Origin of the sequence: Geminisphaera colitermitum TAV2, from assembly GCF_000171235.2 — a bacterium.
Lineage (GTDB): Bacteria > Verrucomicrobiota > Verrucomicrobiia > Opitutales > Opitutaceae > Geminisphaera > Geminisphaera colitermitum.
Genome location: NZ_ABEA03000156.1, coordinates 1 through 25,394, shown reverse-complemented (window position 1 = coordinate 25,394; position 25,394 = coordinate 1). Strand labels below are relative to the sequence as shown.

General features: G+C 57.7%; 20 protein-coding genes and 1 pseudogene. 11 read left to right on the top strand and 10 right to left on the bottom strand.

The features are described from left to right. Both OBACDRAFT_RS17330 and OBACDRAFT_RS17325 read left to right on the top strand, forming a co-directional pair. Positions 1-2,008: pseudogene (locus OBACDRAFT_RS17330) on the top strand (LamG domain-containing protein); the annotation flags it as partial. 30 nt (positions 2,009-2,038) lie between these two features. Next, on the top strand, positions 2,039-2,746 hold the full coding sequence (locus OBACDRAFT_RS17325) for a prepilin-type N-terminal cleavage/methylation domain-containing protein (protein WP_052362189.1): 708 nt from the start codon (positions 2,039-2,041) through the stop codon (positions 2,744-2,746). 78 nt (positions 2,747-2,824) lie between these two features. Here OBACDRAFT_RS17325 and OBACDRAFT_RS17320 read toward each other — a convergent pair whose 3' ends face one another. Then, the gene (locus OBACDRAFT_RS17320; protein WP_081722162.1) at positions 2,825-4,309 is read right to left on the bottom strand and encodes a sialate O-acetylesterase; all 1,485 of its coding nucleotides are present in this window, start codon (positions 4,307-4,309) and stop codon (positions 2,825-2,827) included. 183 nt (positions 4,310-4,492) lie between these two features. On the opposite strand from OBACDRAFT_RS17320, the gene OBACDRAFT_RS17315 reads away from it, so the two are divergent. Further along, the gene (locus OBACDRAFT_RS17315) at positions 4,493-5,377 is read left to right on the top strand and encodes a GDSL-type esterase/lipase family protein (RefSeq protein ID WP_043587848.1); all 885 of its coding nucleotides are present in this window, start codon (positions 4,493-4,495) and stop codon (positions 5,375-5,377) included. Between the two features lie 112 nt (positions 5,378-5,489). After that, positions 5,490-6,239, top strand: a complete 750-nt coding sequence (locus OBACDRAFT_RS17310; protein WP_043587830.1) for a PEP-CTERM sorting domain-containing protein — start codon at positions 5,490-5,492, stop codon at positions 6,237-6,239. Between the two features lie 92 nt (positions 6,240-6,331). Here the strand turns inward: OBACDRAFT_RS17310 and OBACDRAFT_RS17305 are convergent, their stop codons facing one another. After that, positions 6,332-7,099 (bottom strand): IclR family transcriptional regulator, encoded by a 768-nt coding sequence (locus OBACDRAFT_RS17305; protein ID WP_043587846.1) that lies wholly within the window; start codon positions 7,097-7,099, stop codon positions 6,332-6,334. Between the two features lie 179 nt (positions 7,100-7,278). Here OBACDRAFT_RS17305 and OBACDRAFT_RS17300 point away from each other — a divergent pair, with 179 nt between their 5' ends. After that, the gene (locus OBACDRAFT_RS17300) at positions 7,279-8,592 is read left to right on the top strand and encodes an FAD-dependent oxidoreductase (protein ID WP_043587844.1); all 1,314 of its coding nucleotides are present in this window, start codon (positions 7,279-7,281) and stop codon (positions 8,590-8,592) included. Between the two features lie 247 nt (positions 8,593-8,839). After that, on the top strand, positions 8,840-8,962 hold the full coding sequence (locus OBACDRAFT_RS30860) for a hypothetical protein (RefSeq protein ID WP_269799081.1): 123 nt from the start codon (positions 8,840-8,842) through the stop codon (positions 8,960-8,962). Between the two features lie 98 nt (positions 8,963-9,060). On the opposite strand, the gene OBACDRAFT_RS30060 is transcribed toward OBACDRAFT_RS30860, so the two are convergent. Next, the gene (locus OBACDRAFT_RS30060; RefSeq protein ID WP_232767325.1) at positions 9,061-9,321 is read right to left on the bottom strand and encodes a dihydrofolate reductase family protein; all 261 of its coding nucleotides are present in this window, start codon (positions 9,319-9,321) and stop codon (positions 9,061-9,063) included. A gap of 76 nt (positions 9,322-9,397) precedes the next feature. Here OBACDRAFT_RS30060 and OBACDRAFT_RS30055 point away from each other — a divergent pair, with 76 nt between their 5' ends. The 4 genes from OBACDRAFT_RS30055 (at position 9,398) to OBACDRAFT_RS17275 (ending at position 12,757) form a co-directional block, all read left to right on the top strand. Then, entirely contained in the window at positions 9,398-9,685 is a 288-nt protein-coding gene (locus OBACDRAFT_RS30055; RefSeq protein ID WP_052362187.1) for a hypothetical protein, read from the top strand. 153 nt (positions 9,686-9,838) lie between these two features. Beyond that, the gene (gene gmd / locus OBACDRAFT_RS17285) at positions 9,839-10,855 is read left to right on the top strand and encodes a GDP-mannose 4,6-dehydratase (protein ID WP_043587825.1); all 1,017 of its coding nucleotides are present in this window, start codon (positions 9,839-9,841) and stop codon (positions 10,853-10,855) included. Positions 10,856-11,011: 156 nt separating this feature from the next. After that, complete coding sequence (fcl, locus tag OBACDRAFT_RS17280; RefSeq protein ID WP_043587824.1) at positions 11,012-11,950, top strand: GDP-L-fucose synthase; 939 nt, start codon at positions 11,012-11,014, stop codon at positions 11,948-11,950. 63 nt (positions 11,951-12,013) lie between these two features. Continuing rightward, a complete protein-coding gene (locus OBACDRAFT_RS17275; protein ID WP_052362186.1) occupies positions 12,014-12,757 on the top strand; it encodes a coiled-coil domain-containing protein in 744 nt (247 codons plus the stop codon). Positions 12,758-12,763: 6 nt separating this feature from the next. On the opposite strand, the gene OBACDRAFT_RS17270 is transcribed toward OBACDRAFT_RS17275, so the two are convergent. From OBACDRAFT_RS17270 to OBACDRAFT_RS17265, 3 genes are all read right to left on the bottom strand, one after another. Continuing rightward, complete coding sequence (locus OBACDRAFT_RS17270; RefSeq protein ID WP_043587822.1) at positions 12,764-15,085, bottom strand: tetratricopeptide repeat protein; 2,322 nt, start codon at positions 15,083-15,085, stop codon at positions 12,764-12,766. Beyond that, positions 15,042-15,206, bottom strand: coding sequence for a hypothetical protein (locus OBACDRAFT_RS30050; protein ID WP_232767323.1), 165 nt, complete (start codon positions 15,204-15,206; stop codon positions 15,042-15,044). Before OBACDRAFT_RS30050 ends, OBACDRAFT_RS17270 begins: the two co-directional genes overlap by 44 nt. A gap of 65 nt (positions 15,207-15,271) precedes the next feature. Beyond that, positions 15,272-16,012, bottom strand: a complete 741-nt coding sequence (locus OBACDRAFT_RS17265) for a transposase (RefSeq protein WP_157837160.1) — start codon at positions 16,010-16,012, stop codon at positions 15,272-15,274. Between OBACDRAFT_RS17265 and OBACDRAFT_RS28465 the strand changes: the two genes are divergently transcribed. Next, the gene (locus OBACDRAFT_RS28465; RefSeq protein ID WP_157837159.1) at positions 16,005-16,298 is read left to right on the top strand and encodes a hypothetical protein; all 294 of its coding nucleotides are present in this window, start codon (positions 16,005-16,007) and stop codon (positions 16,296-16,298) included. The genes OBACDRAFT_RS17265 and OBACDRAFT_RS28465 overlap by 8 nt on opposite strands. 443 nt (positions 16,299-16,741) lie before the next feature. On the opposite strand, the gene OBACDRAFT_RS30045 is transcribed toward OBACDRAFT_RS28465, so the two are convergent. From OBACDRAFT_RS30045 to OBACDRAFT_RS17245, 4 genes are all read right to left on the bottom strand, one after another. Further along, positions 16,742-17,383 (bottom strand): putative globular PEP-CTERM protein, encoded by a 642-nt coding sequence (locus tag OBACDRAFT_RS30045; protein ID WP_043587820.1) that lies wholly within the window; start codon positions 17,381-17,383, stop codon positions 16,742-16,744. 73 nt (positions 17,384-17,456) lie between these two features. Further along, the gene (locus tag OBACDRAFT_RS25690) at positions 17,457-20,150 is read right to left on the bottom strand and encodes an FG-GAP repeat protein (RefSeq protein ID WP_081722159.1); all 2,694 of its coding nucleotides are present in this window, start codon (positions 20,148-20,150) and stop codon (positions 17,457-17,459) included. A gap of 754 nt (positions 20,151-20,904) precedes the next feature. After that, positions 20,905-21,546: a putative globular PEP-CTERM protein gene (locus OBACDRAFT_RS30040; RefSeq protein ID WP_043587818.1), complete on the bottom strand. Its 642-nt coding sequence runs from the start codon at positions 21,544-21,546 to the stop codon at positions 20,905-20,907. Positions 21,547-21,619: 73 nt separating this feature from the next. Then, the gene (locus OBACDRAFT_RS17245) at positions 21,620-24,976 is read right to left on the bottom strand and encodes a hypothetical protein (RefSeq protein WP_043587815.1); all 3,357 of its coding nucleotides are present in this window, start codon (positions 24,974-24,976) and stop codon (positions 21,620-21,622) included. Positions 24,977-25,394: the final 418 nt, after the last annotated feature.

Here is a 25,394-nt window from a genome sequence, read left to right as displayed (position 1 = left end):
AAACACCTGGCAACTCCCTCCCCTCCCCCTCCCCCCCCCTGCTCCCGACCCCTCCACCATAGCCCCCTACCGACTCGCCACCGGCTCCCCTTGGAACGGCATCATTTACTACTCCCGCCGCGTCCGCGACCTCCCCGACACCATCCGCGCCGACGCCCGCCTCCTTCAAGACCTCGGCTACACCGCCACCTTCCAAGACCTCGACTCCTCCATCAACCTCAACTCCCTCCGCCTCGGCCTCCGCGACAACGCCCAATTCAACACCGCCCAATCCTACCAACTCGACCTCTTCCGCAACCACGGACTCCAAGTTGTTTTTAACGTTTACCGCCTCCAACTCTTCACCGGCGAAGATTTTTACAGCGACCTTCCCCTCATGGAAGACGCCTCCGGCCAACTCATCGGCGCCCCCCGCTACCCCAAATGGATGTCCAGCCCCGTCCTCTTTGCGCCCCAAACCCAAGACCGCTTCCGCGAAATCTGGCGTGACCTCGCCCGCCACTTTGTCGAGACGCCCGCCTACCTCCGCGTCCGCGGCGAAGACGGCAAACTCCACCCCGTATTCCTCCTCTGGTCCCCCTTTTTCTTCGACCTCTTTGAAGGCCACGTAGCCAGTTACGACACCTGGGCCCGCGCCGCCTGGACCGACTGGCAGCAACGCAACCTCGGCACTATCCGCTGGCCCGAACCCCCACGCAAAAACCGCACCAACGCCGACCCCGACTGGGTCGCATGGCAGGACTTCCGCGGCGAATACGTTGCCAACGGCACGCAAGAAGTCGCCCGCATCATCCGCGAAACCGTCCCCGACGCCTGGATCGCCATCCTCCTCAAACAACACAACTTCGTCCAAGCCGTCGGCAAATCCTACGTCAGCGTAGGCCGCCGCGGCCTCGATCCCCGCGACTACGCTTGGGCCGACTTCGTCGCCACCGAAACCCACCGCTTCGGCATTTACAGTGTCCTTGCCGACCTCGACCTCGCCCGCGACATGCCCAGCACCACCCGCCGCCCCATTTTTCTCCACTACCTCGTAGGCCGCCAAAACAACCTTCCCTCCCGCTATCCTTGGACCAAACGCGAACTCGTCGGCAGCATGCTCCTCCGCCGCGCCCTGTCCGTGCAATATGGATACAACGAACGCGACGACTTCGCCGGCTTCGCCTACTTCGAACGCCCCGACAACCAAACCACTGGACGCATGATGTGGCCCGAAGTCCTCCCCGACATCCGCAACGCCAACGCCGCCTACAACGCCCTCTTTGACCGCGCCCAAGCCACGCCACCCACCACCTCAAGCCTCGCCATCCACCTCCCCCGCGCCCTCTACACCATTGGCGACGACCGCGAAGACTGGAACGCCGCCATCGTCACCCCTCACCGCGAACTCCTCCGCCGCAACCTCTCTCCCCGCTGGCTCCTCCGCATCGAAGAACTGGATACACACCCCGAAATCACCGCCCTTGTTCTCCCCGATCCCCTCTCCATCAAGGACAACGAAACCGCTGCCTTGGCTCGCTTCGTAAAACGCGGCGGCCACCTCACCCTCATCGAAATCCCCGACGCCCCCAATCCCGGAGCCGTTCGCCAGCAACTCACCCGCCTCAACATCCCGCACAACCTTTACACACTCACACAACTCGCCGATGCGGACTTCGGCCAACAACTCGCCGAACAACTTGGAACCAAACCCATGCTCAACGCCGCTGCGCTCGACGTTGAAACCGGCCTCATTGGACCCGCCAACGATCAAGTCCTCATCGCTGTCAATCACGCTGCCGAACCCCGCTCCGTTGCAGTCACCCTGCCCGGTGACATCCGTCGCCTCGTAACCATTCCCGCGCACGACACCGCCTTTTACGCCGTTGGTCCCGACGCAACTCTCACCGCCATTCATCCCCCCCCCCCCCCCGCTGCTGACGCGCCTCCCGAACCTACGCTTCGTGATCCCGACGTATGGCGCCGCTACCGCGAATACGTTTTCCTCTCCGCTGGCGAAGCGGAGTAGTATTTAAAAATCCACGACGCCCGATTTTTTATGACAACAAATCCCCGCCAAACCACACCCACATTTCACCGCGCTTTCACGCTGATCGAACTCCTCACCGTCATAGCGATCATCGGCATTCTTGCCGCTATCATTATCCCCACCGTCGGCAAAGTCCGCACCACTGCGAAAGCCTCCCAATGCGCCTCCAACATGCGACAAATCGCCACAGCCATCCTCCTAGCCGCCGCCGAAAACAAAGATCGCTTTCCAAACCAGCAAGGCGTTGACCCCGCCAATGCCAATCCACCTCCCAGCGTCATTCCAAATCCCCTGGCACAGGATGGATCCGGCAACTACACTGCCGACGACAATTGGATCAAAGCCATCGCCCCCTACGTAAACGCCATCCACAGACAACCCCGCGACATCCTGAGTTGTCCCCTCGCCAACCCGCCAGCGGACGCCGACGGCACCATTACCTTTGCGATCAACATCTTCCTCATCGGCAGACCGGTTTCCGCCATCACCAAACCCACGCAAATTGTCATGCTGCGGCATCGAGGCAAAAAAAACGAGGCCGCCGCCATCACCGGCGTGCAAGGCGATCTGATATGGGACGACAAAGGTGCCAAATACCCCACGACCGACCAAACAACCGCTCGCGACCTCAATTACGCTTTCGCCGACGGTCACGTCGCCCGTCACAAATTTGTTACTGCCGACAATCAAGACCGCTTCGTGAAATTCGACAAATAGTGGCGCGGGCGTCCCGCCCACAACCGTTGCCCCTCAGCTTCCTTCTCCGTGTGACGCGGGCGTCCCGCCCGCCCGACCTCACCCCACCCGCACCCGCCGCGCTCCAAACACCGGCAACGCGCAATCCCGCCCATCGGTGATATTGCAATCCGGCACGTTACCATAGCCATAACCCAGCAAATACACTGCGCCCTTACTCGCAGCCCTCACGTATTCGGGTAACAAATACACACGCGCCACATTCCCTGCCAACGTCACCCTGTAAATCGCAGGCAACACCCGTTCCGTCCCCCCCTCCGCTCCCCCGGCACCCCGCGCATCCACGCCAAGCAACACAAAACCCCGCGCCTCGCCCGCCGCGCGCAGACCGCCCGGCACGTTGTCAAACACCACGTCAATCCGCCCCGCCCCCATCGCCTCGTCCATACGCAACGCCGACACCGACCGCAACAACGGCGGCGGTTGTTCCTTGCGATTTTGATAAACCAGCCAGTCAGCCGCCCGCGCCAGCCGCGCCCCGAAACGCGGATGTGCCTCCGCCGACAAATGAATAAAATCGTCCAACGACAAATCCACCGTCGCCACCAACGCCACGTCGTGTATCCGATCCGCCAGCGCACGCTGTTGTTCCTGCACGGAATTCCACGCGCAATCAGGCCGTTCCCCGTAAACCCGAGCCAATTGCGCAAAAATCCACGGCAAACGCGGCAAACCCAGATCACGCCGCACCGCCGCGATCAACTTGCGCATCCGCTGCGAATAAAGCGCAGCCCGCTCCCGTGGCGAATCACCCTCGCCCTGATGCCACAACACACCCGCCACCGGCTGACCCGTTGCCCGCACTGACCGCAACATCGCCCCATACAGCCCTGCGCCTCCGTCACGTCCCCGTGCCGGCAGCCACTGTTCCATCCGCGTCGCCCCCCGTGCTGCGCAAATCAACCCCTGCGGCACACCTGAACGCAGCAGCATCTCCCGCCCAAAATGCAACCCCACCCCCGCGCCTACCCGCGATGTGCGCCGGTAATCCTCCGCCTGCTCCCGCGTGAACGGTTTCCCGTCATTGAGCGCCGCCTCCTGAGACTCCCACGGTACATGCAGAGGGTCCGCCGCCTGCCGCCACACTCGCGCCAGCGAAAACGCCCGGATGAACGGATGCGGCCTCGCCACACTCGCCGCCAGCAACCCGCCCCCCTCCATATTGCTCTGCCCCGCCAACAACCACACATCGCCAACAAAAAACTCCCTCACCATCCCTCGGGCAATCGTCTTTTTATTCTGGATACATTCTAAAATCAGCGACCACGGACCGCCTGCTGGAATCCCTTGCAAGCGTGCTGTGAATTCGCTGCCCGTCGCGCATCCGACACGCCGACGTTCCCACCCGCGCACCACGCCCGACACGTTTCGCAACGTCACGCAAACCTCCCGCCGTTCCCGCCTCTCCTGTCCCTCTCCCCTCCCCCCCCCCTCAATTGTTCCCACGATTTGTGCGCACGCCCCGCGTCGTTTCCCCAGACGCTGGAGCACCTGACCCTCGGCGAGACCGGCGCGAACATTCATTGGTAAAACACGAGAGAATGAAACAAGGCGTGGCACAGCGCACGAACGCAACAGAACGCACGCACGCTGGCGACTCATTCGCTAACCAGGCGACTGATTCTGTTCACCCCGTTGAATCCACTCCGTCAATACCCCTCGCTCCCACTTGCCGCCTCGCTTCCCCCGCAACTGGACTCACGCCACATGACCTCCCCGCGCACCCGCACCCTTGCCAAAATCACCCTCACCCTGCTCCTGCTCGTCCTCGCCGCCATCACCACAACGGCATCGGCGATCAACATCGTCTTCATCGGTGACTCCATCACCCACGGCGGCAAAGGCAATTCAGGCAACGTCGCCTATGCCACCTACCGTTATCCACTCTATTTCCAACTCAAAGACGCGGGGCACGACGTAAATTTTGTCGGTCCCCAAAACAACTACAACTACCCTGAAACCTACGATCTGAAACCCGGTGTGTATCCAAATTATTATACAACCTTTGACCGCGACCACGCCGGTTTTTGGGGAAAGACCTCCGGACAACTGCTCAATTCCGCGAACAACGGCGGCGGAAAAATCTTCTATCCCTGGGTGACCAACATCCCAGCTGCCGACACGCCCGACATTGCCCTCATCAACATCGGCACCAACGACGCATCGGGCGGCGTCGCCATCGCCACCTTCACGGCCAACCTCAGCTCCATCATCGGTTACCTCCGCGCCGCCAACCCCAACGTCACCATCATCCTCTCCAATCTGATGGGCACAAACGCCGCGTGGGACACCAGCATCGTCACCTACAACACTGCCATCGCCAACTTTGTTACCGACCCGACCAACCGCACCCTCACCTCCAGCATCGTGCTGGCCGACATTCGCACAGGCTCCAACCGGACCACCATGCTTTACGACAACCTTCATCCCAATGAACTCGGCGAAGCGTTCATGGCCGGTGTGTATTTCAACGCCATCACGCGCTCTCTCATTCCCGAGCCTGCGACGCTCGTGTTGATTGTCGGAGTCACCGTGCTTGCAGGTACATTCATCCTTCGCCGCCGCCACGACCGCCCCTGTTCATCCGGTTGAATCGAACATCCCTCTTTTGCCAACTCCCCCGTTGGCGAAACCACCTGCAATCTCAATTTCAATACGTCAGCCAAACCACATCCAAAAAACTCTCCGCTATAGAACAAATCCCATGAAAAAACCCAGCCTCCTCACAATTCTCGCCGCCAGCCTCGCGCTTGCTGCCTCTGCCCACGCCACAGACATTTTTAACGCCAACGGATTCGACACCGACACCACCGTCAATTTCACCATTAAAAACGGCACCTCGGCTGACCTCGCTTGGGAATCCGGCAATGGTGGCCGTTACAAACAAATATCCGGCACCAACGTCATCTCCATCTACAACGCCGCCGAATCCGAAAACTTCACCGATTACACCGTTAGCGCCTCCTTCGTGGACAACTCTCGCGGAGGCGTTTCCCCTGTCGGCGTCGTTGCCCGTTACAGAGACAATACCAATTTTTATTCAGGACGACTCATTGCAGGTACCAGCGACAGCCTCTGGACGGTTGAAATCTATCGTTTTGGTGGCGCGGGCAATCTACAACTCGCCAAAAGCGCCACATTCACCTTCGAAAAGGGAGCTGATACGCTCTATCATGGACGCCTCGAATTTTCTGTAGTCGGCACCAATTTGAACCTCAAATTTTACAACGCCGAGGTGGGCGGCACTATGCTGGCCGACATTGATGCAACCGACACCGCGTTCACCAAAGGCTCCGCTGGTTTTCGCTCCACGGTAACGGGTGGCGTGCTTGCCTACACCGAATTTTCCATCGCCGCGACCGCCGTCCCTGAACCAGCCACCACCGCGGCCCTGATGGGTGCCGTGCTGCTGGGAGCAATCGTGATCTTCCGTCGTATTCGTGCCCGCGCTTAAGTCCCCCCCCTCCCCCGCTTCTCACGCAACGCCACTCCTCGCGAGTGGCGTTTTTCATTGCCTAATCACCTCACTCGAAACGTTCGTTCTCACTACGCCCCCGGCCTGAACCCCTTGCTCAACTCCACGGCCAATTCCCGCACGTGCACCTCAAGACTCACGCGATCGTGCACCGCCACCTCCTCGTAATTGACCAGCAAGGCCACCGCCATGCGCGGCGGATGCAAAGGCTCGCGAACCAGCGCCGCCACTGACGCCACGCCCAAAGTCGTCTCGCGCAAATTCCACGCAACGCCCGACTCCCGCGCCGCCAGCAACTCCTTGCGAAACCGCGCCGGGTCCAGATTCGTGTAAGGAGTCAACTTCTCATCCTGCGCTGTTGGCTGGTAAAAAAACCATTCCTCCTCCGGCAGATTAGCCACGATAATTTTGCCCGCCGAACTCGCATGGACCGGCCCCGCCGACCCCAGCGCGAACGTCCCGCCAAGCGGTCCCTCTGCCGAAACCACATACGTGCAACGCTCGCTCAACATGCTCAGATAAACCGCGCACTCCAACTTCTGCGCCCACCGAATCATCACATCCTCCAACTTCCGCGTGGGCGCGAACTCGTGCGCCACCTCATGCACAAAACGAAAAATCTCAGGACTGATCGTGTAGCGTTGTGACACCGGATTTTTTTGCACGAACCGCAACTCCATCAACACCCCCAGCAACCGGAAAGCGGACGACTTGGGCAGCTCCATCTTCTCTGCGATTTCAGTCACCCCGAGCGAATTTCGGCTGTGCGCGAGGAAACGCACCAAGTCGATTCCTTGGGAGAGCAGTGTTTTGCGGGTATCGGCTTCAGGGCGAGGCATGATGCCGTCCCTATTGCCCATTCCATGACATGCCGACAAGAGGCAAAACGCTCTCCCCTCCCTCCCCCTTCCCCATGACCGTGTGCAATTTTCCCCGCGTTCATTCCGTTGAATCGAAACGGCCCTGCTTCCCCTTCCGCAATGGCTCCGCTCCCGCACCCCGTTCCACATTTCCCATTATGAGCACCACCTACTGCGACTACACCACCGAATGCCTGATCGTCGGCGGAGGCCCGGCCGGTTACGGCGCGGCCATGGCGGCGCTTGACGGCGGCTGCCCCGTGATCGTCGCCGAACGCCACGGCTTCCTCGGCGGCATGGGCAGCGCCGCCGGCCTCGGTTGCTTCATCAACTACCACTTTCGCGGCGAAGACCTCGCCGACTCCGTTTACCACGCCCTCATCCGCCAGATGATGGCCGACGGCACCTGCTATCACGGCGACGGCGACCACGTGGACATGTTTGATCCCGAGGCTCTCAAGCATGTAATGGAAAAAAACATACTTCGCCGTGGCGGACGCCTCCTCTACCACTCGCTCCTGCGTGCGCTGCGCCGCGACACCGACGGCCACTGGCGCGCCGAGTTCGCCGCCAAAGGCGCAACCATCACCATTCGCGCCCGGCAGATCATCGACGCCACCGGCGACGCTGACGCCTGCGCCCTCGCCGGAGCCGAATTGACTCACGGCCGCCGCACCGACGGCAAAACCCAGCCCATGACGATGGTCGTGCAAATCGGCGGCTTCGACCCCGCCGCCTGGCACCGCGCCGGACACCAACTCGTCCACGGAATTTATGCCGGCAAAGGCGACTGCTTCGCCGATGAAATCAACATCGCCCGCGCCGCCGGAGAGTGGGACATCCCGCGTATCCACATTTCCATTGTATGGGCCATGCCTGGAGACCCCACACGCATCCTCGTCAACGGTACCCGCATCCAAGGATTCAATTCCTGCAACCCCGAAGACCTCACTCGCGCCGAAATCGAAGGCCGCCGCCAAGCCGTGCAAATGACTGCGTTTTTCAAGAAATACATCGCTGGTTTTTCCAACGCCTTCCTCATTTCCACCGGTCCCCAAATCGGCGTGCGCGAAAGCCGCCGCATCGTTGGCCGCGCCACGCTCACCGAACACGACGTGTGGGCCAGCAACATGCCCCCCGACACCATCACCCGCTGCGCCTACCCCATTGACCTGCACCAACCCACAGGCAATGGCACGCACCTGGAAACCCCCACTGCGGATTACCTTTATGGCATCCCCTATGCCAGCCTGCTGCCGCGTGACCTTTCCGGAATTGCGGCAGCGGGCCGCTGCATCAGCGCCACGCACGAAGCCGCGGGCAGTTTCCGCGTCATGCCCACCTGCATGTCGCTCGGCCAGGCCGCTGGCACCGCCGCCGCCATGTCGCATGAAAACGGCTGCCTTTTTGAAGACATCAACGGTGCCGACATCCGCCAACGCATGCTCGCCAATACCCCTGTCTGCGCATAGCCGATCGCCTCACACGCTCCCTCCCGTCTTCTGCCTCCCCATCCATTCGATGTTGGATGTTCGACGTTGAACGTTCGATGTTCGGCGGCAACGCCGCCGCTCCCCCCTCCCCCGCCACACACACGTTTACGCCGTCCGTTCACGGTGTGCGCGTATTGCACAAATCACTACACCGATACCCGGCCCCCACACCACCCCAATATAAAACCCCAGCGTTCGTGCCCCGGTCAGCGCCATCTGTCCGTATGTGACGCCCGACATTCCCAACGCCCAGCCGCACAAAGGAAACACCACCGCACCCAACGCCGCCCCAAGCACGATCAACCCGCCCACCACGCGGACAAACAACCAGAGCAACGACCACCACTGAGACTTCTTCATTGGCAATAACAGGCTCTCAGTTTTTCAGGATTCAACCAGAATACACCTTCTTTCCGACCGGACCCCCATGCCCCTGTCCCTCTGTAGTTAATTCCGGCAAACCCGATACCGGATTTCCAACGCCCCCCCCCTCCCCAACGGCACCGCCCGCACCAACTCCAGTCGCACGTCCAACGGCAAAACCGCGCCCTCCAACCCTGCTGCCAGCGGCGTGCCGCAACCAAAAATCCTCGGTTCAATCGTCACCGACACCTCATCCACCAACCCCGCCGCCAGAAACGCCCCATAAACCTGCGCTCCCCCCAGCAACGCGCAGCGCCGAAACCCCTCAGCCTGCAAGCGAGCCACAAGCTCCGCAGGTGATTCATTAGAAAACTCCAGAGGCCGCCACCCGCCACCCGCCATTCCCTCCATTCGATGTTGGATGTTCGACGTTGGACGTTCGACGTTCGGCGGCAACGCCGCCCCCTCCCCCCCCCCCCCCCTGCTCTGCAGCCCGCCCCGCAGTCCGCGTCAACACCACCCGCCGCAATTCCGGCCTCGCCTCGATCCGCAATCGATCCTTCGAAACCTCATACGTTACCCGTCCCATCACACAGCAATCCGACTCACGCAAAACTTGGCGAAAATGGATTTTATCATCCTCCGATGCAAAACCATCCCCCCCCACCCCATGCCTGGTTATCCATCCATCCAACGACTGCGCAGCTAGAAGCGTTACGATCATGCGGCATACTACCACGCTCCACCCACATCGCAAGCCCGCCCTTGTTAAGCCTAAAATATCCATCAATAAAAACTTCCTCCATCCTGCACGCATCACCAACCTCACCCACTTTCACAACGACACAGCACACACGCACACATGAAAAAAGCACTCATCACCGGCATCACCGGCCAGGACGGCTCCTATCTCGCAGAACTCCTCCTCGCCAAAGGTTATGAAGTTCACGGCATCATCCGCCGCGCCTCCACCTTCAACACCTCGCGCATTGACCACCTCTACAAAGACCCGCACGTCAACGGGGTGCGCATGTTCCTCCACTACGGCGACCTCACCGACTCCGTGCAAATGGTCAAACTCCTCTACGACCTAAAACCCGACGAAATCTACAACCTCGCCGCTCAATCCCACGTCCGCGTCTCCTTTGACGTCCCCGAATACACTGGCGACGTGGACGGCCTCGGCGCCCAACGCATCCTCGAAGCCATTCGCGAAACCGGCCTCGTCAAAAAAGTCCGCTACTACCAAGCCTCCTCCTCCGAAATGTTTGGCAAAGTGCAACAAGTCCCGCAGACCGAAACCACCCCCTTCTGGCCCCGCTCCCCCTACGGCTGCGCCAAAGTTTATGCCTACTGGCTTACCGTCAACTACCGCGAATCCTACAACCTCCACGCCTCCAACGGCATCCTCTTCAACCACGAATCCCCCCGCCGCGGCGAAACCTTCGTCACCCGCAAAATCACCCGCGCCGCCACCCGCATCAAGATGGGCCTGCAGGACGCCCTCTACATGGGCAACCTCGACGCCCAACGCGACTGGGGTTACGCCAAGGAATACGTCGAGATGATGTGGCTCATGCTCCAGCAAGACAAACCCGACGACTACGTCGTTGCCACCAACGAAACCCACTCCGTCAAAGAGTTCATTCAGGAAACCTTCGATCACCTCGGGCTCGATTGGAAAAAATACGTCAAATACGACGCCCGCTACGAACGCCCAGCCGAAGTCGAACTCCTCATTGGCGACCCTGCCAAAGCCCGCAAACAACTCGGCTGGGAACCCAAAGTCCGCTTCAAGGAACTCGTCAAAATCATGGTTGATGCCGACCTCGACCTCGCCAAACGCGAAGCCCAAATCGCCCGCCTCCCGAAACCGTAGTCACCAAGCACAGATTTTAACCACTAATGCACACTAATGAGCACTAATAAGGCAACGGACGGAGGAAGTGCTGCCGATCAGAAAAAAATGAGCACGGCTGAATCTTCTCCATCATTAGTGTCCATTAGTGGTTAAAAAAGAGAACACCCACCACCAATGAAACTCTACATTTCCGGACACCACGGCATGGTTGGCGGCGCGCTCGTCCGCCGCTTCCAACGCGACGCCAACGTTGAACTCCTCCTGCGCACCCGCCGCGAACTCGACCTCACCCGACAAGACGCCGTTGAAAAATTCCTCGCCACCGAAAAACCCGACGCCGTCATCGTCGCCGCCGCCAAAGTCGGCGGTATCCACGCCAACAATACCTACCCCGCCGAATTCCTCTTTCAAAACCTCGCCATCGCCGCCAACGCCATTCACGGCGCGTATCAAGCCGGCGTGAAACGCCTCCTCTTCCTCGGCAGCTCCTGCATCTACCCCAAGCACGCCCCCCAACCCATGCCCGAGGACTGCCTCCTCACCAGCGCCCTCGAACCCACCAACGAAGCCTACGCCATCGCCAAAATCGCCGGGCTCAAACTCTGCCAATACTACCGCAAACAATACGGCGTGACGTTCCACTCCGCCATGCCCACCAACCTCTACGGCCCCGGCGACAACTACCACCCGCAAAACTCCCACGTATTGCCCGCGCTGATACGCCGCTTTCACGAAGCCAAAACCACCGCTGCCCCCGAAGTCACCGCCTGGGGCACCGGCTCCCCCATGCGCGAATTTCTGCACGTGGACGACCTTGCCGACGCCTGCGCCTACCTCCTCGCCCTCCAAAACCCGCCCGACTGGATCAATGTCGGCACCGGCACTGACGTCACAATCCGCGAACTCACCGAGACCGTTGCAACGGTCGTCGGCTACACCGGCAAAATCACCTGGGACCCCACCAAACCCGACGGCACCCCGCGCAAGCTCATGGACGTTTCCCGCCTCGCCGCCCTCGGCTGGCGCGCCGCCACCGATCTGCGCACCGGCATCGAAAAAACCTACGCCAGTTTCCTCACCGAACTCGCCGCCGGCCGCCTCCGCGCCCAGTGATTGCCCGGAGCACCACTCCCACCTTGCCATTGCGCCGACTCCGCGCACGTTGACCCAACGACCATGAAACGCAGCGGCATCATCATTACCATCATCATCCTTCTCCTCATTGGGACCATCGGGGTCATAGGCTATAAAAACCATCAAAAGCGCACCGCCGAAGCCGCCGAAAGCGACCGCATCGCCGCCGAACGCCAGACCATCCTCGACCGCGAAGCCGAAGCCCGCCGCCAGGCCGAGGCCCAGGCGGAAGCCGCCCGACTCGCCGCCCTTCAGGCGAAAAAAGCCGCCGACGCCGAAGAAGCCCGTCGCAAGGCCGCCGCCGAGGCCGAAGCCGCCCGCCTCGCCGCCCAGGAAAGCACCCGCCGGCAAGAAGCCGCCCGCCTCGCCGCCGAGCAACAACGCCTCGCCGCCGAAAAAGCCCGTCTGGACGCCGAAACCCGCGCCCTCGCCGAACAACGTGAACGCGAAGCCGCCGCCGCCGAAAAAGCCCGCGCCGACGCCCTTGCCAAAATTCAAGCCGCCAGCCAGCTCAAGCAAGAGGAGACTGACCGCGAAGCCGCCCGCCTCGCCGCGCTCAAGGCGCAGGAGGAACAGGACCGCCAGCTCGCCGCCGCCGCCACTCAAGTCCAATTCGTCAAACGCATCGTTTATCCGCCCGAATACAAAGGCCGTCTCCACTACAATCTGGAAGTGATCATGGAGAACGCCCGCCGCGAAGCCGCCGTCTTGCAGATCGAGGCCGCCCTCAAAGAAGGCGAAGCCCGCGAACGCGCCCTCAAAGCCGAAATCAAGGCCGCCAAGTAACCTAAATCACGGTTTGTTTTCGTTTCTTTCGCTGGCGGTCTGCCCGGCAAGTTCGAGGAGCCGCTCAGCCTGACGGATGGCGCCGCGGGCGCGGAAAAAATGCGAAGCATCGCTGTAGAGCTGCCTGTGGCGTTCGGCAGGGGCCCGCCTGATGCCTTCATTCACAGCTGCAAAAGCCTCGACAGGGTCGCCGGCGCTCAGACGCAATTCGGCCAGCCGCATCCACGGTTGCGGCGCATCGGGGGCGACATCGCAGGCTTGTGTGTAACGGAACTCAGCCTCGCGCAAACGCCCGCCGGCAACGGCGGCCTGGCCCGCGCGATAACGCGCCTCGTATTCGGTCTGCGAAAAATCCACGGCATAAAGCCGCACGAGTTCCTTTTCGCGCCGATAGTAGCCCGATGGCATGGCGTAAGGAATGGGGCGCAACCATGCGGGCGTATTGCCATCGCCAAGTGCGTCGCGTTTCGGCAGCGGCCTGTCGGGATAAAGCGCATGCCAGTAACCCGCCATGTAGTCACTGATCGAAATCCAGGCCACATGCGTGACGCCACGTTCACGCGCGAGACGCTCAGCGCGAGCCCACTCGTCCGGACCTGCCACGCACAGGTCGGTCATCAATTGCGCCGCAGCGCGCAGCCCATCGCCATTTTCCCAATGAAAAGTGCCCAGCGTGGAAAATCCGCCAAAATACCCGATTGGCGTCGAGGCGGTGGGATCGGTGAGCAGGACGATTTTTTCCGTTGGCCCCTTCGGACGATCCCTGCGCAACGCGGCGGCGATGTCGCGATGGAGCAAAAAAGGACCATCGCTCTGCAAGACCACCTCATTGGCCACGATGCGAATCGCGCCTGACACGAGCCACACGGGGGTAATTAAGAAAAGCGCAGTTGCAGTGACCGCCAGCATCACGAACCGCCGACGCCGCGTTGCCGCACTCCCCTCAAGCCACACACAAAGCATGACCACGGCGGCGAGGGATTGCGGTACACTCGCCGGTTGAAGCCAGCGCGTCTGCCACCAGCCCTGGACAGTCATCGGCAGCGCGACAGCCAGACTGAACACCAACGCCAGCCGCGCCGCCGGCCGCCGCCAGGCGATCCACAACGTGAGAAGCGCCAGCAGCAACTGCACCGGACGCAGCACAATCTGGTCGAAATAATTGGAAACATCCGGCTGCCCGAACACACTGGCCAGCGAACGCAATTCGATGACGTAGTCGTGTATCCTCGCCATGAAAGGATCGAACATCATGAAAACCCGCTCGCCACACACGACAATGAGCGCGGGCGCAAGCGCCACCGCGACGAACGCCAGCCAAGCGCGCTTGCGCCGCCACGGTTTGGCGACTGCCGATGCCGAGCCCCCCACCGGATCACGCGAAGAACCCAACCATTCGAGCAACAACGCCACCCCCTCGGCGCCGCCGAGCCATGCGAGCGCATAAACGGGATGATTGACCTCCAGCCGCAACCCGAAAAGCCGGTCGGGAAACTGTTCGAGCAGGAAAAAGAAAACCCCTGCCGCCGCCCCCGCCCGTCCCCACAGCCGCCACAAGTCGGGACGACACACCGCGCCCTGAAGCCGGAGTTCGCGCCCGGCGGCCAGAGCAGCGAGCAAGCCCGCCGCCCCGATCAACCCGATCGCCGGCGCGGCAGCCACGGCATTAACCCACAAAGCCACGCCCCCGCCGAGACCCGAAACGATAAAAGCGCGGCGCGCGACGCGCTCATCGGGCAGACGCAAGAAACCGGGAAGCGCATCGATATTCTTTCTGCGCACGAAACCGACGCCGCCGAGCAACACACCGCAGATGAGCGCAAGCAGCCCAATGTTGGCAATGCCGTGGTGATCGTTGTTGGACGGAAAAAACGACTCGTAAAACGTGTGCGCCCCGACCAACGCCAGCGCGAACAATCCGCCGGCCACGGCCCCCTGCCGTCGCGCCATCCAGAGGGAAAACCCGGCGAGCGTCAGCAGCAGCAGCGGCAAGTTGATCCAGGCCGCCGCCCTTTCCACGGCCAGAGGCCACGCCGCCCCCGTCATGCTTTGGTGGATACGAGCCCAGACGATGTGCAACCATGCCCAGCCCGAACTCCAGTAAACAGGACGGCCTTCGGGAGCGTTTTCCCTGTAATCGGTGCGCAGGCGGAAATCACCATGGCTCACCATGCCGATGATCTCACTGGTCCACGTCATGCCATCGGCCGCCTGCGGAGGCACGATGCCGCGCAATTGCAACCCCTCCAACGATTGCTCCGACAACTTCAGTGTCGTGACACGGTCAAGGTAATGGCGCACCAGCAGCCAGTGCGTGGAGACGAGCATCACCGCCAGCAACAGTCCGGCCAACCAAGGCCAGCCGCGACGAACCAGCCGGCCGATACCAGAAACGTCGTCGCCCCGACATGGCGGGGGGGGGGGGGGAGGCCGGTGAAGAATCGCGCATGGGCAATAGGCAGTAATGTATATATTGGCACGAATACTCTCTGCCCGGTAAAATGCAAAGGCGAACTACCCCTCCCAGAACGCCAGCGGAGCCTTCCCGCCATTGCGGTACCCGTGCAACGGATACTCCCGGTTGTAGTGCTCCAGCCACTGCGCCAGATGCTCGCGCAACTGCTCCAGCATCCGCGCCTTCCCCCCCGCCGTCTCCCGCATGCGCCCCTGCCGGGACCGGCCCGGCGGCACGCCATGATTCACTCGCAGCGGCAACAGCCACTCGCTCGTGAACACCTGCTTGAATCTCGCCATGCACCCATTCATCGACGGACGACTCGCAGGGATCACCTGCTGCTCTATCCCGTGCAGATCCAAATACACCCCATACATATGCTCTCCCTCCCAGCCCCGGAAGATTTGCTGCCGGCTCGTCTGCATCCTCCTCACCCTCACGCCCCGCTCCTCATACCACGGCAACACTCGCCGATCCAAAAAACTCACCGCCGCCTCCGTCGTCGAATCCTCATTCAACTCCGCGAAACCCACCACACCATACGTATCCACCACCGCATGCATATACCACTTCCCCTCTCCCGCCACCGGCTCCACCGGGAAAATCGTCTGCGCCAGCACCTCCCCCGGCTCCCTTCCCTCTCCCGGCCCCCCCCGCTCCCACAAAGCAGGATTGAGCTTCAACGCCCTGGCCAACATGCGCGGCCCCACCACACCAGCCTCCAGAATTTTCGACTCCACCGCCAGCACCTGCTCCACGTCACGACGACGCCTCACCCCATGTTTCGTCAGAATGTTCATCACCGTCGTCGGTGAATACTTCCTCCCAAACCTCCTCATCAACTCGTCACGGATTTCCGTAAACTTTAATTTTCTCTGCGACTTCTTCGCCAGTTCCACCGCCATTACCACCACCTCCGGCTCCACTGGTGCCGCTCCCCCTCCTCGACGCCAATACCTCTCCCTCAACTCCACCTTCTTATGCAACTGCATCCGCGCCCGCACCGCCTCCTGCCACGCTTGTTCCAGCCCGGCGGTGGCCTCTCCTTTGTCTATCAAGTTCGTCGCTTTCATTGGTTTATATTAAAAAAAACACGAGAGGCACAGGGGATATGGAATCCTTCTTCGATTGTTATTCCTACTGCGTCCATGCCCTCCGCCGCCTCTGTGGTTAAGGGTTTTGAGTTAAGGAATCTTTGGAAATTAGTTTTGAAGTTATACAGCGTCCAGATGGGGCGCGGCGACATCCTGCCGCCGCTCCGTCAAGGCAATCCGCTTAATATCAATTAGTTTAAAAGGACAGGGAGCGATTTTCCGGTTTTTCAGAACTCAAGGATTCCCATGAAAAGATGCGGTCTGTTTTGAGTCGGGCGAAGCATGTTGCATCCCCGAAAAGTTCGAAAGTTCGATGGAGGGCGGGTCTCCTGACCCGCCGACGGCGTGCAACGCCGCCCTTCCGTTTTTCCCGGATGGGCGCGGCGAAGCCGCGTCTGGGCGGGTCCGGAGACCCGCCCTCCAACGGGTAATTCGTCAGCAGCGACGACGCACAGCGACGTAGGCCAGCATCGCCAGACCGGCCAACGCGGCATATGTGCTCGGCTCGGGCACAGCAGGGGCGGGCGTATCAGGAATTCCGGCCAATACCATGTTCGCGGCATAATTGATACTGGGGGTGGCGTTTGTTCCATCCGAAGGCGTAACAAAATAGCCAGTCACCTCACCCTGCATCACATCCGTTCCCTGAATCAGGGTCCAGAAGCTGCTCAGAGTCTCCAAACTGAGACTTTCGATCCGGATACCATCACCAGCGGCGGGCCACTCAGAATCATAGTCACCAATCAGTGTTCCCGGGCTATATTGGAAGACGCGGGTAGCGGCATAATAGGTGGTCGAGGTATTGGCCGTGACTACGGCAACACTATCAATCCAGCCCAACCCATCAAACGTATCGCTATACAAGTCATTATAAGCATCAACCATGGCCGAGGCGCTAACCATCCTCAGGTCACTTGCATCTGTTCCGAACCAGTGTGTAGCTATATATCCATTGTGTGCCAAGGCTCCTGGCACCTCGGTCAGCATCCCTTGGTAAACGAGGGAGATCGGTTGTGTGGCAGCCTGGGTCATTCCTGCCAGCCCAAGCGCAATACTCATTATTATTATCTTTTTCATCAATATATTTCCTTTGTGGTTTATCTCCCGCCCCCCATGATAAAGAGAGCGGGAAAATTTTGTTTAATATCTATTACTGTATCTCGATGCTATCTTCGCTGATATTCAACGCAGGCTGCACCCACGTCTTGTTGGTATCTCCGGTGAAATAGAATCCTTCACCGATGCTGAACGCCGGCTTGCTGCCACTAGCCCAGCTTCCCATCGCATTCACTGGATAGACAGTGTAGGTATCTGCCGCTCCAACTTGTTTATTAAAAACATCTCGGGCCGCTCGGGTATAGCCGACTTCCTCAGGCGTTGTGACGCCCACAGGATAATGCACGCCCATGAGCAACTTCTGCCCCTGTTTGATCGTATAGGTCTGGGCGGTGTTGGGAACAATACCACCGAAACTGATTACTACAGAGGCTGTCGTATTGCCATTGGTTGCCGCCACAGCATACCCGGGCTGAACCACCCGATTTCCATTAGTCCATGCACCAAGGGCACTCTTGCTCGATACCGTATAAAACTGTCCATAGGAAGCTCCCTCCTCAATGTTTTGAACATTGACAGAAGAGCGATTTGGCAGTGCGGCAAAGAGCTCAGACACAGTCGTCTTGCTACTGATCAACTGGTGTCCCACCAGCTTCTTGCCACCAGCCGGAATGACCACATCATAGCGTCCGGCCACGTTGCTCGAATACTTGGCGTCAGCGTTGATCGTTGTGCCATCAAGCGCGGTGGCGCTGGTGACGAGACGGTAGAACTCAGCCGTCGCCGCGCTTTTGGTGAACGTTACCGTGGCTGTGCCATCCGTGGCAATCTGACCAGCGGTGCCACTCACGAAACTCCATGAAGCAGCGTTGCTCAACAGGTCTTGCGAAGCATACAGAGCGTAATAATTGCCCACAGTGCCAAGCACATCCATCGTAACTGTATTGCCGCTAATGCCCGGCTCACCGAGTGTCGCAGCAGTAGCAACCACAGCAGCAGCCTTGGGGCGAATAACAATGTAACCATTCTCAGCATCAATTGTGATCAAATCGTTATAATTATACTCAAGGACAGGCTCATAATTTCCGAAAATTGGATGGCGCACCATCATTTTGCCATAGTTAATAAAATTCGAAACACCAATATTCCAGCCAATCTTTAGATGCAGTTCGCCACCATCATACAGGTAAATCAATGTGGGTGTAATTGTAGCTGATTCATCGAATATCAGACGATTGCCTACACTACCCGAAGGAGCCCCCACATAAATCGTTGGAAGTGGATCGATTATATCACCAGAAATCACAAGGGCATTGTTATTGGAACCTTCACCATGCCCAATTGTAATGGAACCATTTATCTTAGCAGAATCGCCAGCTGACAAGGTCACTGTGTTATTGCTGGTCGTGCCACCAACAGCCCACACGTCATTCGACACAAAGCTCAACCCATCGGTTGCCAAACTGGTATCACCAGCATCCAGCGTCGTAAACGCACGGATATCTCCACTATAAACTTTGCCAGTCGTAACTCCGCCCACCTTCGCTTGGTAAGCACCGATAACAAACCGATTGCCATCCATGCTTACCGAAACGCTGAAGTTGTCATTTGCCGCGCCATCGGAAGCCAGAAGTTTAACATCTTCGTTAACGGTGCCTGATTTGGCATTGAGTCCTTTGAAGTAGTAGGCCGAACCAGAATTGCTCCCCTTGCCGCTATTGTGAGAAGATCCGACCAGAGCATTGTCTGCCGACAAGCTTAGCGAATAGCCGAAGCAGTCCATTGTCGCGCCATCGGAAGCCAGAAGTTTAACATCTTGGTTAACGGTGCCTGATTTGGCATTGAGTCCTTTGAAGTAGTAGACCGAACCAGACTGGCTCCCCTTGTCGCCATCGAACACAGCCCCGACCAGAGCATTGTCTGCCGACAAGCTTACCGAATGGCCGAAGTAGTCTTCCTTTGCGCCGTCGGAAGCCAGAAGTTTAACATCTTCGTTAACGGTGCCTGATTTGGCATTGAGTCCTTTGAAGTAGTAGGCCGAACCAGAATCGAACCCCTTGTCGTCATCTAACACAGCCCCGACCAGAGCATTGTCTGCCGACAAGCTTACCGAAGAGCCGAACCAGTCCATTGTCGCGCCATCGGAAGCCAGAAGTTTAACATCTTGGTTAACGGTGCCTGATTTGGCATTGAGTCCTTTGAAGTAGTAGGCCGAACCAGAATCGGTCCCCTTGTCGTCATCCCAGTGAGCCCCGATCAGAGCATTGTCTGCCGACAAGCTTACCGAAAAGCCGAACCAGTCCATTGTCGCGCCATCGGAAGCCAGAAGTTTAACATCTTGGTTAACGGTGCCTGATTTGGCATTGAGTCCTTTGAAGTAGTAGGCCGAACCAGACTGGCTCCCCATGTCGCCATCGCAGTGAGCACCGACCAGAGCATTGTCTGCCGACAAGCTTACCGAAGAGCCGAACCAGTCCATTGTCGCGCCATCGGAAGCCAGAAGTTTAACATCTTGGTTAACGGTGCCTGATTTGGCATTGAGTCCTTTGAAGTAGTAGACCGAACCAGACTGGCTCCCCATGTCGCCATCGCAGTGAGCCCCGACCAGAGCATTGTCTGCCGACGAGCTTACCGAAAAGCCGAAGTCGTCACCCATTGCGCCATCGGAGGCGGTGAGAGTGGATGCGATTGTTTTGTGAGGCGAGGCAGCGAGGGCTGCAGCAATGAGAGCCGCGAGGAAGGCGCATGAAATGACGCCTGTATTAGTGTTTGTTTTTGGTATTTTCATACGAAGAGAAATTATGTTATCCGGCCACTGAAGGCGTATATTATGTCTGTAGTCAGGCACACAGCAGCGCACGCACCTGCGATATGACATTCAGGTTTATAAAAAAAGGAGAAGAGATGGGCTTAGAACAGTTGTAACCTGGCAGGGAGGCCCCTACCGGGTTATTCAGGCGGGAGCCCTATTGTTATATTATGGCATTTTTGCTATTTATCATTTGAGATTTGAAATCATATTTTCCGGTTATTACGGAAACCGGAAGGGGACGTTGAAACCGGCAAATGTTTCCGATCAGGCATATGTCACGCGGAGACGCGGAGGCGCGGAGAAAAGCTGGTTTATTGTTTGTTGTTTGTTGTTTTCTCTGCGGCTCCGCGTGAGATTTTTGGGATGAGCCAAACATGGAGTGCGGCGATTCATCGCCGCTTTGACAGGCCGTTTTAACGGCCTTCCCAACACATTGCCAGGCGACGCGATAAATCGCGTCGTCCAAAGCGGTGATGAATCACCGCACTCCATGGTGGCGCGGGCGTCTCGCCTGCGATGTCTGCGCGCAGGGACTTCGCTTGCGAAGCCCGCAAACTGCGCTACGAGCAGCCGGGAATGCCCGCGCCACTTTCTTTCAAAGAACCAAATCAAAAAAGCGAAAGACGGGACCTCTCCGGCGTTACGATCTCGCCCGAAGAAAACAGGATAACTTCGCAATAAAATCGTAACCAAAGTCATCCCATCCCTCGCTTTGAATTAACTCACAATCTTACTTCCGACGACGCACAGCGGCGTAGGCGAGGATCGCCAGACCGGCCAACGCGGCATATGTGCTCGGCTCGGGCACAGCAGGGGCGGGCGTATCAGGAATTCCGGCCAATACCATGTTCGCGGCATAATTGATACTGGGGGTGGCGTTTGTTCCATCCGAAGGCGTAACAAAATAGCCAGTCACCTCACCCTGCATCACATCCGTTCCCTGAATCAGGGTCCAGAAGCTGCTCAGAGTCTCCAAACTGAGACTTTCGATCCGGATACCATCACCAGCGGCGGGCCACTCAGAATCATAGTCACCAATCAGTGTTCCCGGGCTATATTGGAAGACGCGGGTAGCGGCATAATAGGTGGTCGAGGTATTGGCCGTGACTACGGCAACACTATCAATCCAGCCCAACCCATCAAACGTATCGCTATACAAGTCATTATAAGCATCAACCATGGCCGAGGCGCTAACCATCCTCAGGTCACTTGCATCTGTTCCGAACCAGTGTGTAGCTATATATCCATTGTGTGCCAAGGCTCCTGGCACCTCGGTCAGCATCCCTTGGTAAACGAGGGAGATCGGTTGTGTGGCAGCCTGGGTCATTCCTGCCAGCCCAAGCGCAATACTCATTATTATTATCTTTTTCATCAATATATTTCCTTTGTGGTTTATCTCCCGCCCCCCATGATAAAGAGAGCGGGAAAATTTTGTTTAATATCTATTACTGTATCTCGATGCTATCTTCGCTGATATTCAACGCAGGCTGCACCCACGTCTTGTTGGTATCTCCGGTGAAATAGAATCCTTCACCGATGCTGAACGCCGGCTTGCTGCCACTAGCCCAGCTTCCCATCGCATTCACTGGATAGACAGTGTAGGTATCTGCCGCTCCAACTTGTTTATTAAAAACATCTCGGGCCGCTCGGGTATAGCCGACTTCCTCAGGCGTTGTGACGCCCACAGGATAATGCACGCCCATGAGCAACTTCTGCCCCTGTTTGATCGTATAGGTCTGGGCGGTGTTGGGAACAATACCACCGAAACTGATTACTACAGAGGCTGTCGTATTGCCATTGGTTGCCGCCACAGCATACCCGGGCTGAACCACCCGATTTCCATTAGTCCATGCACCAAGGGCACTCTTGCTCGATACCGTATAAAACTGTCCATAGGAAGCCCCCTCCTCAATGTTTTGAACATTGACAGAAGAGCGATTTGGCAATGCGGCAAAGAGCTCAGACACAGTCGTCTTGCTGCTGATCAATTGGTGTCCCACCAGCTTCTTGCCACCAGCTGGAATGACCACATCATAGCGTCCGGCCACGTTGCTCGAATACTTGGCGTCAGCGTTGATCGTTGTGCCATCAAGCGCGCTGGCGCTGGTGACGAGACGGTAGAACTCAGCCGTCGCCGCGCTTTTGGTGAACGTTACCGTGGCTGTGCCATCCGTGGCAATCTGACCAGCGCTGCCACTCACAAAACTCCATGAAGCAGCATTGCCCAACAGGTTTTGCGAAGCATACAGGGCGTAATAATTGCCCACAGTGCCAAGCACATTCATCGTAACCGTATTACCGCTGACTACGGGTTCAGACAATGTCGCCGCATCAACCGATGGATTCTCTGACGGAGTCCACAGGAGAGCAAAAACCGCGTACACGGTCTCGGTGCCATTCCAATATTGGCCGCTACCCAGAATCTCACCCTTCTCGTTGATATCTACCGCAGATTCCAAACTGACCCAACCAGTGGTGCCCGACACCTGTTGTGCAGGCGTAAGCAATTGGCTGGCAAAAATAACATTCAAATCCTGCACCCCGGTTGCAGGTGAATACAAAAAGGCATGAGTCACGTAACTTGGCAACAATGCAGTGCTACCTCCGGCAAGATCAACATTGGTAGATCCCACGGCTTGCCCATAGTCGTTGACGGCGACTGCATAACTGTAGCTATGAGGTATCATGGCATTGATGATGAAATTCACTCCACCGTTCTCAAACAGCACGGCAGCGGTGGATTCCACAAAGCCAAATGTTCCGGCAATCTGTCCTTTGTTATTGATGTCAGCTTTATCACCAGTAAACGTGGTGTATCCCCATCCAGAAGTGAGATATTCGAACGATCCTGTTGTCGCCGACCATAAAACAAACTGGTCTTCGTTACGGCCGACAATCTGCCCGTTATCGTTGATGCCATATACGCTAATGTAATTAGAACCAGACAGTAGGCGTTGAATCCCCCCCGTCTGAGTCCACGTGATTGGCTGATCATATCCATATTCCCTAATTACCGTGGCAATTTGCCCGTGGTTGTTAAGCAGACTGTCGTAACCAAGATAGTTATCGTTGTAAAAATTATGAGTCGTGGTGAACACATTTCCGTTCGATACGCTTGGTGTGAGCAATTGACCGCCAGCGAAAATCTGGCCTCTATCGTTAATGCTTTTCTTGCTAGACGTGCAACCTCCAGAGATGTTGAGATTTATGGACCCACCTCTCAATGACCACACAATGACATAATTATCACTATTTGTGACAATAGCCTGACCTTTATTATTGAGACCCCATGGAACAACATCTTCGCCAACAAGCTGCAATTGCAGGGAATCACCGCTATGGGGGACGCAGACAGTATTGGTAGAAACCACCGCGTCAGCGTTGATAGTCGAACCATCAAACGGAGTATTACTGGTAAGCAAACGATAGAACGGCCCGGTGGCGGCGCTGGTGAAATTAATCGAAGCCGCACCATCCTGATCTAGTTGTCCCGTGGTCCCGGCCACATAGTTCCAAGAGGAATCAGGACCAGACGGAATATCTGAAGAATACAGGGCATAGTAGTTGCCGCTGGCACCCTGCGCATTAATCGTGATGCTCGTTCCGATAACAATCGGTTCAGCCAGTGTCGCTGGCTGAGGAGCGAGGCCGCTGATTACAAAACCTACATCAGGTATGGCATACCAGCCATTCCAGTAGGTTCCTGCGCCAACAATATAGTCTCCATTTGGACTGATGGCATAAGCACGATCCAGTGAAATAAAACCGGTGTCAGGCATGCTTGACCGCCCTTGACCTCCTTGATTCATCAGCAGGCTGGCATAGAGATCATTGAGCTTTTGCACGCCACCGTTCGCCGTCCACAAAACGGCTGATTCAGTTTCGCTACTAATTAACTCTCCCGTAACATCATTATAGATAGCATTCGTACCGCCGGAGCCAACGACAACTCCGCCATCGCTGATACTATATAAATACAGGTAATCCAAGCCCGTAAAGTCAATGGGCTGTTCCGAACCCGTTATTCCATTCGGAGAATCCGGCGTCCACACCTTGGCGGAGTATCTGTTCTCATTCCAATTTTGTATAAGAACCTGCCCGCGACTGTTGATTCCAACGGGGTCTCCACTGGCGATGATCGTAAAGCTCCCTCCATTTGCCGACGAGTAAAGCCAAGTATTTCCGAAACTTTCCCCAGTATCATCGTTATGCATAGATGACGAACCAGTGATCTGTCCGCTGTCGTTGATGCCAATAGCCCGCACCCAATCCTTCGGAGAACCAGAAGGATATCCAACACTCTGCTGTCCTCCTGTCACACTCCACGTAACAACCTCGTAGTTATGATAATAATTATCATAAGTAGTTGCAGCAACCACTCCATTATTATTTATAACAGCATCGTAATAGTTAGCGCTGATGTATAGGGAATTATAGCCCGATCCGGTCCGCGTATAAAGGGCAACGCCTCCCTGAGAGCTATCCCAGGCGACCATCTGGTCGCTATTGTTGACGCCCCTTCGGGATCCAGAGCAGACGCCGGAGGATATCTGGGTGCTGCCGTAATCCTTGGTCCAGAAATAAAGGGGTGCGTTACCACCATCCGTATAGAGGACCGTGCCCTTGTCGTTAACGTAGGCGGAGGAAAAATACGCGTTGACCTGAATATCTTGCAGTTGCAAGGAGCTGTCCGCCAAGGCGGTGGAAGCACCGGTAATGGCCACGGCACCGAGTGCAGCGGCAGAAAGGCTGCGCAGTCGAGTGCAGAAGCCTCCCGTTATTGGTATTTGTTTTTTATTCATATGGTGGAAAAAAATATTTGTTTGGCGATTTTGATGTTATATGTTGCCTCCGACTCAGGAGGGGCGCGGGTGTCCCGGCAGATTTCGACTCAGTGGAGCCCAATGGGGCCTGATCCAGGGGTTGACCATTGCGCGCAGTAAGGTTCGGATCGTTCGTATTTGGATTTCGGATACGACAGGCATCCTGCCGGTAATCGAAAACGTTCTCCCTCCGGTCCGAAAAAGGCGACGGAGCACCGGAGCGCCTTGCCGAGACGTAGGGGAGGCATAGGCCAATATTTCCGACTCCACCCAAGCCGGGGCCATGGGGGCACAAACAAACCAGCACGGCGTTATGGATGAAATAAAACCATAAACACCATATATTAAAAATACTAATATACTGACAACCGGGGGGGGGGGGGGGGGGGGGGGGGGG